This is a genomic window from Flagellimonas aquimarina, assembly GCF_003149745.1.
Lineage (GTDB): Bacteria > Bacteroidota > Bacteroidia > Flavobacteriales > Flavobacteriaceae > Flagellimonas > Flagellimonas aquimarina.
The window spans coordinates 93383-109063 of the sequence record NZ_QGEG01000004.1 but is presented as its reverse complement, the minus strand read 5'-3'; the positions used below and the strand labels follow the sequence as shown (position 1 = coordinate 109063).

Annotated in this window: 18 protein-coding genes and 1 other RNA gene; 11 read left to right on the top strand and 8 right to left on the bottom strand. The window is 37.1% G+C overall.

Features of this window, described 5'->3' with window-relative positions; genetic code table 11:
- The first annotated feature begins 1 nt into the window (after window position 1).
- The 8 genes from DKG77_RS14970 to DKG77_RS14935 all read left to right on the top strand — a co-directional run bounded on the left by DKG77_RS14970 (window position 2) and on the right by DKG77_RS14935 (window position 6854).
- On the top strand, window positions 2–925 hold the full coding sequence (locus tag DKG77_RS14970; protein WP_109664707.1) for a homoserine kinase: 924 nt from the start codon (window positions 2–4) through the stop codon (window positions 923–925).
- Window positions 926–929: 4 nt separating this feature from the next.
- Complete coding sequence (gene thrC / locus DKG77_RS14965; protein WP_109664704.1) at window positions 930–2225, top strand: threonine synthase; 1296 nt, start codon at window positions 930–932, stop codon at window positions 2223–2225.
- A 101-nt stretch (window positions 2226–2326) separates the two neighbouring features.
- Entirely contained in the window at window positions 2327–3412 is a 1086-nt protein-coding gene (gene gcvT / locus DKG77_RS14960) for a glycine cleavage system aminomethyltransferase GcvT (RefSeq protein WP_109664702.1), read from the top strand.
- A complete protein-coding gene (locus DKG77_RS14955; protein ID WP_109664699.1) occupies window positions 3413–4327 on the top strand; it encodes a glutaminase in 915 nt (304 codons plus the stop codon).
- A 3-nt stretch (window positions 4328–4330) separates the two neighbouring features.
- Window positions 4331–5152 (top strand): sugar nucleotide-binding protein, encoded by an 822-nt coding sequence (locus DKG77_RS14950; protein ID WP_109664696.1) that lies wholly within the window; start codon window positions 4331–4333, stop codon window positions 5150–5152.
- 65 nt (window positions 5153–5217) lie between these two features.
- Complete coding sequence (locus DKG77_RS14945; protein ID WP_109664694.1) at window positions 5218–5505, top strand: 4a-hydroxytetrahydrobiopterin dehydratase; 288 nt, start codon at window positions 5218–5220, stop codon at window positions 5503–5505.
- 77 nt (window positions 5506–5582) lie between these two features.
- Window positions 5583–6293 (top strand): YebC/PmpR family DNA-binding transcriptional regulator, encoded by a 711-nt coding sequence (locus DKG77_RS14940; RefSeq protein ID WP_109664691.1) that lies wholly within the window; start codon window positions 5583–5585, stop codon window positions 6291–6293.
- A gap of 66 nt (window positions 6294–6359) precedes the next feature.
- The gene (locus DKG77_RS14935) at window positions 6360–6854 is read left to right on the top strand and encodes a hypothetical protein (RefSeq protein ID WP_109664689.1); all 495 of its coding nucleotides are present in this window, start codon (window positions 6360–6362) and stop codon (window positions 6852–6854) included.
- Here DKG77_RS14935 and DKG77_RS14930 read toward each other — a convergent pair.
- Genes DKG77_RS14930 through DKG77_RS14905 form a run of 6 tightly spaced genes read right to left on the bottom strand, consistent with a single transcriptional unit; the run spans window position 6851 to window position 12048 of the window.
- Window positions 6851–7390 carry a 1-acyl-sn-glycerol-3-phosphate acyltransferase gene (locus tag DKG77_RS14930; protein WP_109664686.1) on the bottom strand — a complete coding sequence of 180 codons (540 nt, stop codon included), beginning with the start codon at window positions 7388–7390 and terminating at the stop codon, window positions 6851–6853. The genes DKG77_RS14935 and DKG77_RS14930 overlap by 4 nt on opposite strands.
- Window positions 7391–7438: 48 nt before the next feature.
- A complete protein-coding gene (locus DKG77_RS14925) occupies window positions 7439–8566 on the bottom strand; it encodes an iron-containing alcohol dehydrogenase family protein (protein ID WP_109664684.1) in 1128 nt (375 codons plus the stop codon).
- Window positions 8566–9270 carry an HAD family hydrolase gene (locus tag DKG77_RS14920; protein WP_109664682.1) on the bottom strand — a complete coding sequence of 235 codons (705 nt, stop codon included), beginning with the start codon at window positions 9268–9270 and terminating at the stop codon, window positions 8566–8568. Before DKG77_RS14920 ends, DKG77_RS14925 begins: the two co-directional genes overlap by 1 nt.
- Complete coding sequence (gene kdsB, locus DKG77_RS14915) at window positions 9261–9974, bottom strand: 3-deoxy-manno-octulosonate cytidylyltransferase (RefSeq protein WP_207785470.1); 714 nt, start codon at window positions 9972–9974, stop codon at window positions 9261–9263. Before kdsB ends, DKG77_RS14920 begins: the two co-directional genes overlap by 10 nt.
- Before the next feature lie 40 nt (window positions 9975–10014).
- A complete protein-coding gene (locus DKG77_RS14910) occupies window positions 10015–10584 on the bottom strand; it encodes a DUF4126 domain-containing protein (protein WP_109665030.1) in 570 nt (189 codons plus the stop codon).
- Between the two features lie 24 nt (window positions 10585–10608).
- Window positions 10609–12048, bottom strand: a complete 1440-nt coding sequence (locus tag DKG77_RS14905; protein ID WP_109664677.1) for an ATP-dependent DNA helicase — start codon at window positions 12046–12048, stop codon at window positions 10609–10611.
- Window positions 12049–12242: 194 nt separating this feature from the next.
- Between DKG77_RS14905 and DKG77_RS14900 the strand changes: the two genes are divergently transcribed.
- The 3 genes from DKG77_RS14900 to DKG77_RS14890 are packed head-to-tail and all read left to right on the top strand — an operon-like array spanning window position 12243 to window position 14252.
- A complete protein-coding gene (locus tag DKG77_RS14900; RefSeq protein WP_109665027.1) occupies window positions 12243–12893 on the top strand; it encodes a hypothetical protein in 651 nt (216 codons plus the stop codon).
- Window positions 12871–13707, top strand: coding sequence for a DUF3822 family protein (locus DKG77_RS14895; protein WP_109664674.1), 837 nt, complete (start codon window positions 12871–12873; stop codon window positions 13705–13707). The genes DKG77_RS14900 and DKG77_RS14895 overlap by 23 nt, the downstream gene beginning before the upstream one ends.
- Complete coding sequence (locus tag DKG77_RS14890; protein ID WP_109664672.1) at window positions 13707–14252, top strand: RsmD family RNA methyltransferase; 546 nt, start codon at window positions 13707–13709, stop codon at window positions 14250–14252. Before DKG77_RS14895 ends, DKG77_RS14890 begins: the two co-directional genes overlap by 1 nt.
- A gap of 7 nt (window positions 14253–14259) precedes the next feature.
- Here DKG77_RS14890 and DKG77_RS14885 read toward each other — a convergent pair whose 3' ends face one another.
- Both DKG77_RS14885 and rnpB read right to left on the bottom strand, forming a co-directional pair.
- Complete coding sequence (locus tag DKG77_RS14885; protein ID WP_109664669.1) at window positions 14260–15189, bottom strand: NHL repeat-containing protein; 930 nt, start codon at window positions 15187–15189, stop codon at window positions 14260–14262.
- A 114-nt stretch (window positions 15190–15303) separates the two neighbouring features.
- An RNA gene (rnpB, locus tag DKG77_RS14880) (RNase P RNA component class A) lies at window positions 15304–15606 on the bottom strand.
- Between the last annotated feature and the right edge of the window lie 75 nt (window positions 15607–15681).

Below are 15681 nucleotides of genomic sequence, written 5' to 3'. Positions count from 1 at the left end.
GATGGAGGAAATAAAGGTTTTTTGTCCGGCAACTATTGCAAACGTTTCATGTGGATTTGATGTCCTGGGGCTTGCCCTAGACGCTGTAGGTGATGAAATGACAGTTCGAAAAACAGCTAAAAAAGGGATTGCCATTACCAAAATTATGGGTCAAGATTTACCTCTTGAAACCGCTAAAAATGTTTCTGGGGTGGCGGGTATGGCTCTATTGGAGAAAAGTGGTTACCAAGGTGGTTTTGAAATTGAGATTGACAAAAAAATCAAACCAGGAAGTGGAATCGGCAGCAGTGCGGCCAGTTCTGCAGGAGCAGTATGGGCCATGAATGAATTGTTGGGAAAACCATTCTCAAATTTGGAGTTGGTTAAATTTGCAATGCAAGGAGAAAAACTAGCAAGCGATGTTGCCCATGCAGACAATGTAGCTCCTGCCATTTACGGCGGGTTTACATTGGTAAGAAGTTACGATCCGTTAGATGTTATTTCCATTCCAACCCCTAGCGAACTTTTTGCTACCGTAATCCATCCACAGATTGAAATAAAAACTTCTGATTCCAGAAAAATCTTAAAAACCAACATTACTCTAGAAAAAGGAATACAACAATGGGGCAATGTTGGTGGCCTTATTGCCGGCCTTTTTAAAAATGACTACGATTTAATCGGGCGTTCTTTAGAAGACCATATAGTAGAACCTATTCGGTCAATATTGATTCCGGGCTTTGATCATGTAAAATCCAGTGCCATGGGTGTTGGTGCACTAGGTTGCGGAATTTCAGGCTCTGGCCCTTCCATTTTTGCTTTGAGCAAAGGAGAGAATGTGGCACAAAGAGTTGCGGAATCGATGAAGGAAGTCTATGGGACCATTGGAATTCCTTTTGACATTCATATTTCAAAGATCAATACAGAAGGAGTTAAAAGAATAGCATAAACACATGAAATTTTACAGTTTAAATAATTCCAAAATTCAAGCTTCCTTTAAAGAAGCGGTCATCGACGGCATTGCTCCAGATAAAGGACTATACTTTCCAGAAGAAATTCAACCGTTGCCCGCTAACTTCTTTGAAAACATAGACTCCTACTCCAATCACGAAATTGCCTTTAAAGCAATACATCAATTTGTAGACAAGAACATTCCAGATGAAGTCCTGAAAGAAATCATCAAAAAAGTGTTGGATTTTGATTTCCCATTAGTGCAAATTGAAGAAAATGTGGCTACTCTTGAACTTTTTCATGGCCCTACCATGGCATTTAAAGATGTGGGGGCAAGATTTATGGCTGAATGCTTGGGCCATTTTTCTGAAGACAAAAATAATGAGGTTATTGTACTTGTTGCAACATCCGGTGATACTGGTGGCGCCGTAGCAAATGGTTTTTTAGGTGTTAAAGGCGTTAATGTGGTCATTCTGTACCCTAGTGGAAAGGTGAGCGACATACAAGAAAAGCAGCTGACCACCTTGGGACAAAATATTGTGGCCATGGAGGTGAACGGCACTTTTGATGACTGTCAGCGTATGGTAAAAACGGCTTTTTTGGATGCTGAAATCACAAATCAAAAGAAATTGACCTCGGCAAACAGTATAAATGTAGCCAGATGGTTGCCCCAACTGTTCTATTTTCTGTTTGCATACAAACAAGCAAGGACAAAAGGCAAAGAAATTGTGTTCGCTGTTCCTTCAGGTAATTTTGGAAATATTTGTGCCGGAATAGTGGCCCAAAAATTAGGTATGCCTGTGAAACATTTTGTTGCGTCTACCAATGCCAATACCGTGGTTCCAAACTTCATGAAAAGTGGGGTTTATGAACCTATGCCTTCCATAGCAACAATTTCTAATGCCATGGATGTTGGCGATCCCAGCAATTTTATAAGAATACGGCATTTATATCAAGATGATTTCTTAACCATACAAGAGAATCTTTCGTCCTATTCCTTCTCAGATGAAGCTACAAAATCCATAATGAAAATGATTTATGCGGAATCTGGCTATATTATGGATCCCCATGGTGCGGTAGGGTATCTTGGACTTAAGGAATATCAAAAATCCAACCCAAACACATATGGTGTCTTTCTGGAAACAGCTCACCCTGTTAAGTTTTTAGATGTTGTTGAGGATACCTTGGGGCTTTCTCCTAAAATACCTCCCCAAATTCAAAAAGTTATGGGCAGGAAAAAAAAGGCAATGAAAATCAATACATATGAAGAGCTAAAATCCTATTTAATGGATAGTTAGCAAATTTCTCTTCTCAATTAACATCACTTTGTTCAAAACATTAGTCGTTAAATAGGCTCATCTTGGGTGAATTCAATAAATTTATCCCATAAATTGATGTCATGAAAACTACTGCATTAAGTGAAACGCACATTTCTTTAGGAGCTAAAATGGTTTCTTTTGCCGGATATAATATGCCTGTATCTTATGAAGGAGTAAATATTGAACATGAGACGGTTAGAAAAGCTGTTGGCGTATTCGATGTTTCGCATATGGGTGAATTTCTTATTGAAGGACCCAAAGCCTTGGATTTGATTCAAAAAGTAACTTCCAATGATGCTTCCAAACTGGTAATTGGTAAGGCTCAATATAGTTGTTTTCCAAATGAGACAGGAGGAATAGTCGATGATTTAATCGTTTATAAAGTAAAAGAAGAGAGCTATCTATTGGTCGTGAATGCTTCAAACATTGAAAAAGATTGGAACCACATTGCAAAATACAATGAAACCATCGGAGCGACCATGAAAGACTTGTCCGAGGAGTATTCTTTATTGGCCATACAAGGACCAAAAGCGGTTGATGCCATGCAGTCCCTATCATCCATCGACCTTTCTAGCATAAAGTTTTACAACTTTGTTGTTGGTGATTTTGCCGGAATAGAACATGTTATTATTTCAGCAACAGGTTATACTGGTTCTGGTGGGTTTGAGATTTATTGTAAAAATGCTGAAGTGAAACAAGTTTGGGATAAAGTTCTGGAAGCTGGAGCCGGTTTTGGGATAAAGCCAATTGGTTTAGCTGCTCGCGACACTTTGCGCTTGGAAATGGGTTATTGTCTCTACGGTAATGACATTGATGACACTACCTCTCCCTTAGAAGCCGGATTGGGATGGGTAACAAAATTTACTAAGGATTTTGTCAATAGCGAAGCATTGGCAAAAGAAAAGGAAGAAGGCGCCAAAAGAAAATTAGTGGCATTCCAAATGGAAGAAAAAGGAATTCCAAGAAGTGGATATCCCATATTGAATGAAGAAGGAGCTGAAATTGGAAAAGTAACTTCCGGTACTATGTCCCCTTCCCTTTCAAAAGGAATCGGTTTGGGGTATGTAACCAAAGAAAACTCAAAAGTAGATAGTACAATACATATTCAGATAAGAAAAAATCAAGTTCCCGCCACCATCATAAAACTTCCATTTTACAAATCGTAAATGCAAAATTTTCAGCCTATTATAAACGACATTGTCAATGAAACCAAAAGGCAAAAGGACAAGGGCAAGGTGGCTAGCTATATCCCGGAACTTTCTAATATTGACCCCAACAAGTTTGGTATCTGCATATTGGATACCAATGGAATTGAATACAGTGCAGGAGATTCCAATGAACAGTTTTCAATACAGAGTATTTCAAAGGTAATGTCTCTTTCCATGGCTTTTTCCATGATTGGTGAAGGTTTGTGGAAACGTGTTGGCGTGGAACCATCCGGGGATCCATTCAACCATCTATCATTATTGGAAATGGAAAACGGTATTCCACGGAATCCCCTGATCAATGCGGGAGCCATTGTTATAAGTGATATTCTTATTTCCAATCTAAAAAATCCAAAGTCAGATTTTTTAAAATATGTTCAGGGTATCGCCAATGATTCTTCTATATCCTATGATGAGAAAGTTGCAGCATCTGAAAAAAGAACTGGATTTAGAAACTATGCAGCCGCATATTTGATAAAGTCTTTTGGAAACTTGAAGAATGATGTAGAAACGGTATTGGATTTTTATTTTCACGCTTGTTCAATTAGAATGTCATGCAAACAATTGGTGAAAGTCTTCTATATTTTTATGAACCGTGGCAACTGCCTTCAAAATGACAACTATCTAAAATTACCACAGGTAAAACGTATCAATGCCATAATGCTTACCTGCGGCTTTTATGATGAAGCCGGTGAATTTGCTTTTGAAGTGGGCTTACCCGGTAAAAGTGGTGTAGGAGGAGGTATTGTCGCATTATTGCCCAATAAATTTTGCGTGTCCACTTGGTCACCAGGATTAAATAGAAAAGGAAATTCCAAGCTTGGTATGCTTGCTTTGGAAAAACTAACAACCGATACCGGTTTGTCAATATTTTAATATTTGGATAAGAAAAAGATACTTATACTTGGAGCAAGTGGTTTTATAGGCAATGCTATCTACAAAGAACTCTGTTCCTATTTTGATACATATGGCACCTACTGTTCCAATTCCTCTTTCTCTACAAATAAGCAGTTTTATAGGTATGACCTTGAGGAAGACGATATTTTTTATGTTTTGGATAAGGTAAATCCAGATTTAATCATTTCAGCATTACGAGGAAATTTTGGCGCTCAGATTCAGGCACATCAACATTTAATGGAATACCTTTTAAAGCATAAGGCCAAATTGTACTTCATTTCTTCCGCCAATGTTTTTGATGCCTATAGTAAATTTCCTTCTTATGAATTTGACAAAACACTTTCTGAAAGTGTTTATGGCAGACTCAAGATCAAAATTGAAAACATGATGATGCGGCTACCCAAGGAGAAAACTGCTATTTTAAGAGTGCCTATGGTCTTTGGAAACCTATCCCCCAGGGTTAGGGAGATTAAAACAAATTTGGAGAATAATGAGCCCATCGAAGTGTTTCCAAATCTCATCATAAATGTCACCAATGATGACAAACTCACCCAACAAATCCACTATTTGATCAATAGGGACAAAAGCGGTATTTTTCACCTGGGCAGTATTGATTTAATTCAACATGAAGAATTCATTAAAGAGATCATAAAACGCATGGGTAATTTTCATCCCTTATTGAAAAGGGTGTTTACCACCAACGAAGACAGATATTTGGCAGCCTTGCCCAAAGACAACAAACTTCCTAAAAACCTTAGAACTAGTTATCAGGATATTATAGACGACCATATTACAGTAGATTGATTTTTTAAACATCCCTTTTGACCTTTTGTAAGTGATTTAGCTAACTTTAGAAAAAATGAAAGTTTATGAAAAAGTTAAGCGCTGATCAAATTGAAGAATCCTTAAAAGATATTAAAGGCTGGGCCTATAATGAAGGTTCAATTTGGAAATCATTTAAATTCCAAGATTTTAAAGACACCTTTTCCATAATGACAAGGATTGCCTTTGAATGTGAAAAACAAAACCACCACCCCAATTGGGAAAACGTCTACAACAACCTTACCATCAAACTTAACACGCATGATGTGGGTGGCATTACACAAAATGATTTCGACCTTGCCAAAAGCATAGAAAAAATTGTCAATAATAAATAAGTCCCTTGTACTAAGCAACGCTTGATAAAGGGGCATTTTTTGCTAAATTTGCCCCTATCCATAACCAAAAAGAATTCATGGGAAGAGCATTTGAATTTAGAAAAGCGCGAAAAATGAAACGTTGGTCCGCTATGTCCAAAGCCTTTACACGCATAGGCAAGGATATTGTAATGGCGGTAAAAGAAGGAGGGCCAGACCCTGACTCCAACTCCAAACTGCGAGCAGTAATTCAAAATGCCAAGTCCGTCAACATGCCCAAGGACAACGTGGAGCGAGCGATTAAAAGAGCGAGCGACAAAAGCCTAGGTGACTATAAAGAAGTTTTATTTGAAGGTTATGCGCCCCACGGTATAGCCATACTTGTAGAAACCGCAACAGACAACAATACAAGAACTGTTGCAAACATTAGAAGTTATTTTAATAAATGTAACGGGAGTCTGGGAACATCCGGTTCTGTGGAGTTCATGTTTGACCATACATGCAATTTCCGTATTCCTGCTGAGGGAATAGATCCAGAGGAGCTTGAATTGGAAATGATTGATTTTGGAGCAGAAGAAGTTTTTGTTGACGAAGATGGTATTCTAATTTATGCTCCTTTTGAAAGTTTTGGGTCTATTCAGAAAGAATTGGAATCAAGAGAGATTGAGATTTTATCATCTGGGTTTGAACGCATTCCCCAAGTGACCAAGCAACTCAGTGAAGAACAGGTTTTGGAAGTAGAGAAACTACTGGAAAAAATTGAAGAGGATGACGATGTCCAAAATGTCTACCATACCATGCAAGAGTAACATCTATTTAAACCTTGATTTGTAAGTAAGGAATTGTTTGGCGACCAAATAACAAACTATTCCGCTATGCGAAACATAATCACCACGCTTGTTCTGCTATTTACGGTAGGAGTCACCTATTCTCAAGAAATGACCTCTGCCAAACTTGTTGAACTCATAGAACAAGAAGCGGATACCGTTAAAGTGAACGGTAATTCCATCCAGTTTTTAATCAAAGAGAATATGCTAATCTGTATTTATGATGAGAATGCAAATAGAATGCGTATTATTTCACCCATTATAAAACGGGAAGAAATTGGTGAAGAAGAATTACTAAATGCGTTTGTGGCCAACTTCCATTCAGCATTAGACGTAAAGTATGCTTTAAGTGATGAAATTATCTGGTCCGTTTTCACACATCCATTGGCGGAGCTCTCGGAGCATCAAGTTGTGGATGCCATAAATCAGGTATATTCAGCCGCCGTTACATTTGGGAGTTCTTACTCAAGCACAAATATTGTATTTCCTGGAAACACCAAAAAAGCGGAAAAACCTAAACCAAAGGTTTTAAAAAAAATCTAGAAACTGTATTCGGGCACTTTTCCTAAAACCCCTTTATAGAAATTATGGAATATTTTAAAATCTTCCTTCATTTCGCCAGTGGGATAAATGGCTTCGGATATCTTGACCTGCTTTTTTCCAAAATCAAAAGCAACGGCCACAATAGGAACTTGTGCCATTACTGCAATATGGTAAAAGCCTGTTTTTAGTTCTGATACTTTTTTTCTTGTGCCTTCCGGTGCCAAGGCAAATCTAAAAACCTTTCTTTCTTTAAAAATTCCTACAATGCTTTCAACCGTATTGGAACTTTTGGAACGGTCTATGGGTGCTCCTCCCGTCCATCTAAAAAACCATCCAAATGGAGGTTTAAAAAGACTTTTCTTTCCAATGTAATTGATTTCCTCATTAAGAACTTTCCGAACTATTAGGCCTAAAAAGAAATCCATCCAATGTGTATGGGGAACCACAATTACTACACATTTATCCACTTTGGGAAATGAACCTATAAGCTTCCAACCCAATACTTTAAAATATAAAAACTTAGAAAGCTTGTGCATGCATGTTGTTTAATCTTCTTAAGAAAGTTTGAGAGCCTGTAAAAACTCCTATATTTTTTGATAAAGTTCTTGAAGACGTTCTGGGGTCATGATGTTCTTCCATTCTTTTCCAAGCGCATTTTCCCAGAGTGCTTCCATGCCTAATGCAACATTTACTAAAATATCAAAATCATTCTGGGTCAAATTGGAGCAAACTCCTTTAGGAAGAAGGATCTTATGCTTTTCTAACATTTTTTTAAACAACCGGACCCCTTCTGGATAAAATTCCTCAAGGTGTTGAAAAACCAAACAGTTTCCAATTCCATGTTTAATACCAAGAAGATAAGAGAGCCCATAACTCATAGCGTGGGCAATACCAACCTGAGAGTAGGCAATACTCATGCCTCCATGCCAAGATGCCATCATCAGCTTATCCCTCGACTCCATAATTGGAACATCTTGCAAGAAAACCTCTTCACAAAGTTCAAGAGCTTTTTCCCCATAGCTCTGGCTAAATGCATTCAAATAGGTTCCATTCAATGATTCTATGCAGTGAATAAAACAGTCCATACCAGTATAGAACCATTGTTCTTTTGGTACTGTTATAGTTAAATCTGGGTCTAGGATAACTTGATCATATGTAGTAAAATCAGAATTGATCCCAAGTTTTTTCTCAGGTCCCAATAGCACTGTTGTTCTAGAAACTTCCGCCCCTGTTCCACTAATGGTTGGAATCCCTACATGGTACAAAGATGGTTTACCAACCAAGTCCCATCCTTGATAATCTTGCGCTTTGCCTTTGTTGTTTAACAGTATTGCAACGGCCTTAGCCAAATCTAAAAGCGTTCCTCCTCCTATGCCAATAATTCCTGATGGCAATTCTTCAAATGTTTCTTTAATTCTTTTGACAAGCGCATCAACTTGTGCCGTTTTGGGTTCTTCCTCTGCGGATACAAAAATTACCTCATCATTGAACATCATCGGAATACGGCCAACAAGTTCTCTCTTTTCAAAAAAATCATCAATCAAAAAAATAAATGGGGCTTCAGAATTAAGGCGCTTGGGCAATAGGATATCACCTAACTGATTAAAACTACCTTGTCCAAAAACCACTCTTGGTACCATGGGGAAATTACGGTACGAAGTGTTCTGGTTTGATGTTCTTTGCTTTTTCTTCAAATTGTTCTCTGTCTTCATCAGTTATCCAAATACTTCAAAATGTCTTTAAGGCTGTTCAACTTCAAGTGATTGTTCACCTGTTCCACTTCTGTAACCATCTCATGTGCCCAAGTTGTATGGAATGGCACATGAACCGCATTTGCCCCAATATTCAATATAGGTAATACATCCGACTTTAAAGAATTTCCTATCATCAAAAACTCCCTCACATCAATTTCCAAATGCTCCAATAAGTTTTTGTAATTACTCTCTTTTTTATCGCTAAGCACCTCCACATGATGAAAATATTTAGAGATTCCGGATTTCTCAAGTTTTCGTTCTTGGTCCAATAAATCTCCTTTGGTAAGGACAATTAACCTGTACTTGTTGACCAACTTGCTCAATACTTCTTCAACACCGTCCAGTAATTCTACAGGATGGGAAATCATCTTTTTACCCAAGCTTAAAATTTCTAAAATAGTTTCTTGTGGAATCTTGTTATTTGATAGGTCAAGGGCAGATTCTATCATTGAAAGCATAAATCCTTTCACTCCGTAACCATAAAGCCCTAAGTTATCCATCTCCATTTTAAACAGCTCTTGGTCCACTTTGTTCTTGGTTTCATAACCCTCTAACAATTCTGCAAAACGTTCTTCAGTTTCCCTAAAATAGGTTTCGTTCACCCATAACGTATCGTCGGCATCAAACCCGATAACCTTTATATCCTTGAAATCTATTTCCATGCTTTTTTAGCTCGTTCTAGGTCTTCTGGAGTATCAATTTCTATACCAGTGACATGTGTTTCAACCATTTTTATTTTTTTTCCGTATTCCAAAAACCGTATTGCCTCTATTTTTTCTTTGGCCTCTAGAGGAAGCATGGGCAATCGTTGAAAATCTAACAAAGCTCTTTTCCTGAAGGCATAAATTCCTTTGTGTTTATGGTATATTGCCTCAACATTCTCATCTCTTGGGTAAGGAATGGGGGAACGCGAAAAATAAAGTGCAAAATCTTGGTTGTCCACTATTACTTTTACCGTATTTGGGTTGGAAATTTCATCCCAGTCTGTAATTGGGGTCATTAGGGAGGCCAAGTCTATTTCGCCATCAACATCTGCTTCAAAAACCTTTATGACCTTTGTTAAGCTCTCTCCATCAATAAAGGGTTCATCTCCTTGAACATTAATTACAATATCAACATCCATATTTTCAACAGCCTCAGCAATCCTATCACTACCGCTTTCGTGCTCCGTTTTACTCATAATCACGTGACCGCCAATTGCAGAAATGGTATCAAAGATGATATCACTGTCCGTAACCACATAAACCTCATCAAACAAACCGGTTTGCACAGCTGCTTCATAGGTTCTTACAATGACCGGTTTACCGCCTAAGTCCTGCATAAGTTTTGCAGGAAATCTTGAGGCTTGGTACCTAGCCGGTATCATAGAAATTATCTTCACTCCTACTTATATTAGTTTGATATTATTATCTCTTTGGTTTTGGTCTCAACTTACGGTAAATCCTAAAAATTACAATCAATATTATAATAACTAGAATTGCTGCTATTGGTGGAACTAATATGGAAGCCGTTGATACGGCTACTGCAGTTCCAGTTTCAATTGTAGCCACAACAGGATTGGCAATTCCACCAGTAGTTGCCGTAGAGGTTAGCCTTCCAGCGGCATTTGCTCCTTTTATTGCTGTAGCTGTTCCGCCACCCGCTATAATTGCCAGAGACCATGTAACAACTGGATCTAAATTAGCAACGGTAGATACCACCACGGCAGTACCTGCAATAGCGGCTAAAGGAACTGCTACACTATCAAGTGCATTGTCCACCCAAGGAATGAAATAAGCGAATATTTCGACAAAAGTGGCCACTCCCAGGGTTATAAGTGCAGCTAAACTTCCTATCCACTGCCAGCTTTCATTAAGCTCCCACACACCTAAATATGCAGCTAAGCTGAGCGCAAAAAGTGGCAAGAAAACTCTAAACCCAACTGATGCAGCTAAGCCTATTCCTAAAAATATACTTATTATGGTATCTGGTGCCATTCCCATGGTTTTGTCTAAAATAAGTTATTCCTTGTCAAGAAAAAAATCATCTTTAAATCCTATTAAAAATAGTTTTTGCCTAGCTCTTGTAACCGCAGTATACAACCATCTTAAATAATCTTTGTCCACCCCATTGGGCAGGTATGGTTGTTCCACAAAAACTGTATTCCATTGTCCCCCTTGCGATTTATGGCACGTTATGGCGTATGAAAATTTAACCTGAAGTGCATTGAAGAATTTATTGTTCTTTACACCAAGAAATTTTTTGTACTTCGATTTTTCATGGGCATAATCTTTTAAGACTTCTTGGTATAATCTATTGCCTTCTTCATAGGAAAGTGAAGGGGTTTCGGCGTTGATCGTATTCAACAACAATACAGTTTCAAAAGGTTTCTGGTTTGGGTAATCCACCATTTTCACTTTTACCTCGGCGAATGAAAACCCATATAATTCTTTTATAGAAAACAACTCCAACACTTCAATGATATCGCCATTGGCAATGAATCCCGCTTCTGAATTGGGTCTTAACCAAAAATAGTTGTTCTTCACCACCATCATATAATCACCAACCGCCAAATCATTATCCAAAAACAAAATACGCTCCCTTATGTTTTTGTTATATAAGTTTGCACGCTTGTTGGAACGAACTATTATTGCGGTCTCTTCCCTCCCATTTTGGCTATATGAGGTATCTATTTCTTCCTGTATTTCAGTACCATCAATCAATCTTACAATATCTTTGAAAGCGTTCACTTCAAATTTGAATTCTTCAAAAAAATGAGATTGTAATTGTTCCCTAAGGTTTGTTGCATTGTACAAAATTCCAGAGTCATTGCTCTGCCTCATAACCTCATCCAATTCCAAAAACTCAACTTCCTTATTATAATTTAGAGAAAGTCTTTGTTCTTCCAATGCTGGACTTAAATCCAATTTTACAGGCGGTAACTGCGCCGTATCCCCAATAAGCAGCAATTTGCAATTATGACCTGAGTATACATAAAACATGAGGTCATCCAACAAAGATCCATTTTCAAAAAGTTTAGAATCCGCCGGAGTGTCCGGTATCATGGAAGCTTCATCAACAATAAAAAGTGTATTTCTATGCTTGTTGGGAGCCAGAACAAATCGGATAGCTCCACCAGCTTGTTTTTTTGGAAAATATATTTTCTTGTGTATAGTAAATGCCTTATTACCTGAATAAACAGACATAACCTTTGCTGCACGGCCTGTTGGTGCCATTAGAACCGAACTCATTTTCACTTTCCATAGACTACTTACTACAGTTCCAACAATTGTGGTTTTGCCTGTCCCGGCAAATCCTTTCAAGAGAAAAACTTCCTCATTTTTTCCATTTAAAACAAAATTGGCAAGCTTTTCCATTGCCAAACCTTGTTTAATAGTTGGAGTATGCGGAAATTTTTCAATTAGAATGGTTAAAAATCCTGAAGGTGTAGGGTCATTCATAAGCTTCTAAAGATAGCATGGATTTTTAAAGCAAAAAGTTTCGTGATTAAAAAAAAATTGTAGATTTGTCTGTAACCGCTAAATTAACTCAGAAAGACAATATTAGTATGTTAAACTTAATTATTATCGTTTTAGTTATATGCCTTTTGACCATAGGCCTAGTATTCTTAATTGATAAATTTTTACCTCAAAAGATAAAACCAGTTCTTGTTATCGTATTTGGTCTTTTAAGTATATTCTTAGGATATAAAATTTATCAATCCATTAATGCTCCTATTGAATTTAATAAGGTTAGAAAAGAAAGATTCACTCAAGTCATTGCTAAGCTTAAAGATATTAGAGATTCACAAGAAGCTTACAAAACTGTAAATGGAAGGTTCGCCAAAGATTTTAACAGTTTAGTTAAATTTGTGGATACGGGAAGCTATACCATTACCCAACAAAGAGATTCTTCTTTTATGAGGTTTGATAAGACTTACGGTATTGAACTTCAAAAGGATACTATTATCATTGATACTTTAGGGTTTGTTAAAGTCAAAGATTCATTATTTAAAAATGATGACCGCTTCAAATCCATGATGGATGTTCCTTATGCTCAAGGAGGTGAAAAATTTGAAATGAAAGCCGACATCATTGATAAGCAAGGCTATAAAGCACACGTTTTTGAGGCTAAAACCAAAAAAGATATTATTCTTTACGATCAACCAAAAGATTTGTTGGCAAGAGAAAACGCACATCAAAGTGTTGAAGAGGTAAATGGTACCGAGATTAAAGTTGGCTCACTTACAGATGTAAGCTCAAACGGAAATTGGCCTCCGATTTATGACAGGAAAAAAAAGAATTAAAATAGAAGATTCAAAATCCAATAATACTATTAAAAAATTGTCCATTCAGGTTGGCCTGAATGGACTTTCTTTTTGTGTTCTGGATACAATTTCCAATGAAATACTGGTTTTTGAAAAAACGGTTTTCAAAACATCCTCTACTCCATACTTGGTGCTAAAAGAGTTAAAAACTGCACTTAGTCAAAAAAACATTACCGATAGTGACTTTTCAGAAGTCATGGTCATTCATAAGAATGGATTCTTTGGTTTGGTGCCTAAAACGCTTTTTAATGAAGAAGAATTGCCCAACTACCTTAAGTTCAACGCTAAAATAATGGCTAATGACCATATCGTTTTCGATGAAATACTAAATCAAGATATGGTCAATGTATATGTTCCATTTACCAATGTGAACAATTATATTTTTGATCTTTTTGGTGAATTTGAATTTAAGCACAGTGGCACCATTCTAATAGGAACACTTTTAAGTCAAAGCAGTGCTTCTAGAGAACCTATCTGTTATGTACAGGTTTCTGAAAAAGAAATGGAGGTTGTGGTTATTTCTGAGAAAAAACTTCTTCTTTATAACCTTTTCGAATACAAAACCAAAGAGGATTTTCTCTATTACTTGCTCTTTAGTTTGGAGCAATTACAATTGAATTTAGAGCATTTACAACTTAAGCTTTTTGGGCTTATTGAAGAAGGTGATGCTATTTACGAACTGTGCTATAGATATATAAAACATGTTTCCGTTTTTGCACCAAGTAATTCCATATTACCTATGGATCAGTTGAAAGATAAGAGCATTGATTTTACAGTTTTAAGTTCTTTGTAATGCGTATTATCTCTGGAAAGTTTAAGGGCAAAAGACTTATTGCTCCTAAGAAATTACCTGTTCGCCCTACAACGGATATGGCCAAAGAAGGTCTTTTCAATATTCTTAACAATCGATTTCATTTTGATGAACTAACGGTATTAGATCTCTTTGCTGGAACTGGTAATATTAGTTTTGAGTTTGCATCCAGGGGGGCCACCAATATTATAGCTGTAGATAGTTTTCCTAGTTGTGTACAATACATATCCAAAACGGCAAAAGAAATGGGCCTTCCCATTTCTCCGGTTAAATCGGATGTTTTTAAATTCCTGGAAAGAACAAAACTACTAGGACACATCATTTTTGCTGATCCACCATATGATTTTAAGGATGATAAATTTTACAAAATTGTTGATTTGGTATTCCAAAAACATCTTTTGCTAGATGATGGTCTTTTGATTATAGAGCATTCAGACCAAACCAACCTTTCTAATAGTCCTTTTTTTAAAGAAAGTAGAAAGTATGGCGGAAGTGTATTTAGTTTTTTCGAAAATCCTTTGGATTAAAAAAAAGTCAATCAAATATGTTAATCCTTCTCAAACTAGTTGGTGTAAGTACTCTATTGTCCGAAATGGTATCAGCAACTTCATTGACATAGAGGTATTTGCCATCCAGGCTTACATCTAAATCATTTGGATAGGAAAAAGTTGCCTCGAGTCTGGCGCCATTTTTTTTCCCCCTTTTACCAGATCCGGCAAATAATTCAATCTCCCCATCCATAGAAAGTTTATAAATCTGGTGCGCCGATCGGCCAATAACATAAATACTATTTTCATGATATAATACATGACCATTGTTGTTTCCTGGAATAGTAGCAAAAAGACTCGCTTTTCCTTCTGGCGTAATCTTAATTACATTGCCATCGTAAAAATTTGATGCATAGAAATTCCCCTTAATGTCCTTGGTAAGACCATTAGGGCAGTTAAGAAGCGAATCTTGGCAAAAGATAGTGGTATCTCTTGCCTGGGTTACCTTTCTGATCAAGTGGGCATCACAGTTGTTTATATATAAATTATCCTCTTTATCCACCTCTATACCTACTGGAGATACTTGTCCAGACACAAAAAGCGTATCTATTGTTCCGTTTGGGGTTATTTTAGTGATATGACCTAATTTCACGTTTGACTGGTAAAAATTGCCTTTACTATCAAATTTACTTCCAGAAGCACCATCAAACATCGCTGCATAAATCGATATATTACCGTCCTCAGAGACTTTGTACACTCGATTTTTAGGGTTTAGAACGGGAGTACCACTCAACCAAGGTCCAAAATCCGAAAGGTAAATATACCCATCCGGACCTACAGTTAAACCACCAGTTCCGCAGTATAAGTTGTCGAGTATAGATACTACTTCAAATTCCTCAGAATCTTTTTTCGTCTCAGATGAATTGCAAGATGCAAGAGTAATTGCCACGAAAAGAAAAGTTACTTTGAGTGTCATAAGGTTTTATTAATTATGGATAGCTGACTTTTAATTAAAGATAACTAACTAAAAAATAACATCTTAATAAGGTCAACAACAATTAAAACCCAAGGTGAAGCAATGCAAATTTTAATAAAAAGCAGGCCATAAGCCGGATTCTGTCTAGCCTTATCATTTATCTAGACTTTTAGTTGCCCAAAAGTTCCAACCGCCTACCCTCCAACTTGGGCGTGCAGCCCTTAAACGTTGGTTTACATGACGTTTCACCGCATAGAGTTTACCTGATTTCACTACAGCCTAACTGTACTTGCTTTCTGTTGCACTTGTCCTTGCCTTTCGGCTGACGGGCGTTACCCGCTATGCTGCACTACGGTGTCCGGACTTTCCTCTTCAATCCCAATTTCTTAAGATTGCAGCGATAAGGTGGCCTGCTGACTGCAAAGGTAAAGCAATTGTTAATAAAAAATGGTTTACTATGCAAAGCTCAACCAGCTTTGCAGATTCCAATTT

Bases quoted from the DNA above. Each gene is read 5' to 3' on its own strand.
- DKG77_RS14970 (WP_109664707.1), top strand. From the start codon at position 2: ATGGAGGAAATAAAGGTTTTTTGTCCGGCAACTATTGCAAACGTTTCA.
- thrC (WP_109664704.1), top strand. From the start codon at position 930: ATGAAATTTTACAGTTTAAATAATTCCAAAATTCAAGCTTCCTTTAAA.
- gcvT (WP_109664702.1), top strand. From the start codon at position 2,327: ATGAAAACTACTGCATTAAGTGAAACGCACATTTCTTTAGGAGCTAAA.
- DKG77_RS14955 (WP_109664699.1), top strand. From the start codon at position 3,413: ATGCAAAATTTTCAGCCTATTATAAACGACATTGTCAATGAAACCAAA.
- DKG77_RS14945 (WP_109664694.1), top strand. From the start codon at position 5,218: ATGAAAAAGTTAAGCGCTGATCAAATTGAAGAATCCTTAAAAGATATT.
- DKG77_RS14940 (WP_109664691.1), top strand. From the start codon at position 5,583: ATGGGAAGAGCATTTGAATTTAGAAAAGCGCGAAAAATGAAACGTTGG.
- DKG77_RS14935 (WP_109664689.1), top strand. From the start codon at position 6,360: ATGCGAAACATAATCACCACGCTTGTTCTGCTATTTACGGTAGGAGTC.
- DKG77_RS14930 (WP_109664686.1), bottom strand. From the start codon at position 7,390: ATGCACAAGCTTTCTAAGTTTTTATATTTTAAAGTATTGGGTTGGAAG.
- DKG77_RS14925 (WP_109664684.1), bottom strand. From the start codon at position 8,566: ATGAAGACAGAGAACAATTTGAAGAAAAAGCAAAGAACATCAAACCAG.
- DKG77_RS14920 (WP_109664682.1), bottom strand. From the start codon at position 9,270: ATGGAAATAGATTTCAAGGATATAAAGGTTATCGGGTTTGATGCCGAC.
- kdsB (WP_207785470.1), bottom strand. From the start codon at position 9,974: ATGATACCGGCTAGGTACCAAGCCTCAAGATTTCCTGCAAAACTTATG.
- DKG77_RS14910 (WP_109665030.1), bottom strand. From the start codon at position 10,584: ATGGCACCAGATACCATAATAAGTATATTTTTAGGAATAGGCTTAGCT.
- DKG77_RS14905 (WP_109664677.1), bottom strand. From the start codon at position 12,048: ATGAATGACCCTACACCTTCAGGATTTTTAACCATTCTAATTGAAAAA.
- DKG77_RS14895 (WP_109664674.1), top strand. From the start codon at position 12,871: ATGACAGGAAAAAAAAGAATTAAAATAGAAGATTCAAAATCCAATAAT.
- DKG77_RS14890 (WP_109664672.1), top strand. From the start codon at position 13,707: ATGCGTATTATCTCTGGAAAGTTTAAGGGCAAAAGACTTATTGCTCCT.
- DKG77_RS14885 (WP_109664669.1), bottom strand. From the start codon at position 15,189: ATGACACTCAAAGTAACTTTTCTTTTCGTGGCAATTACTCTTGCATCT.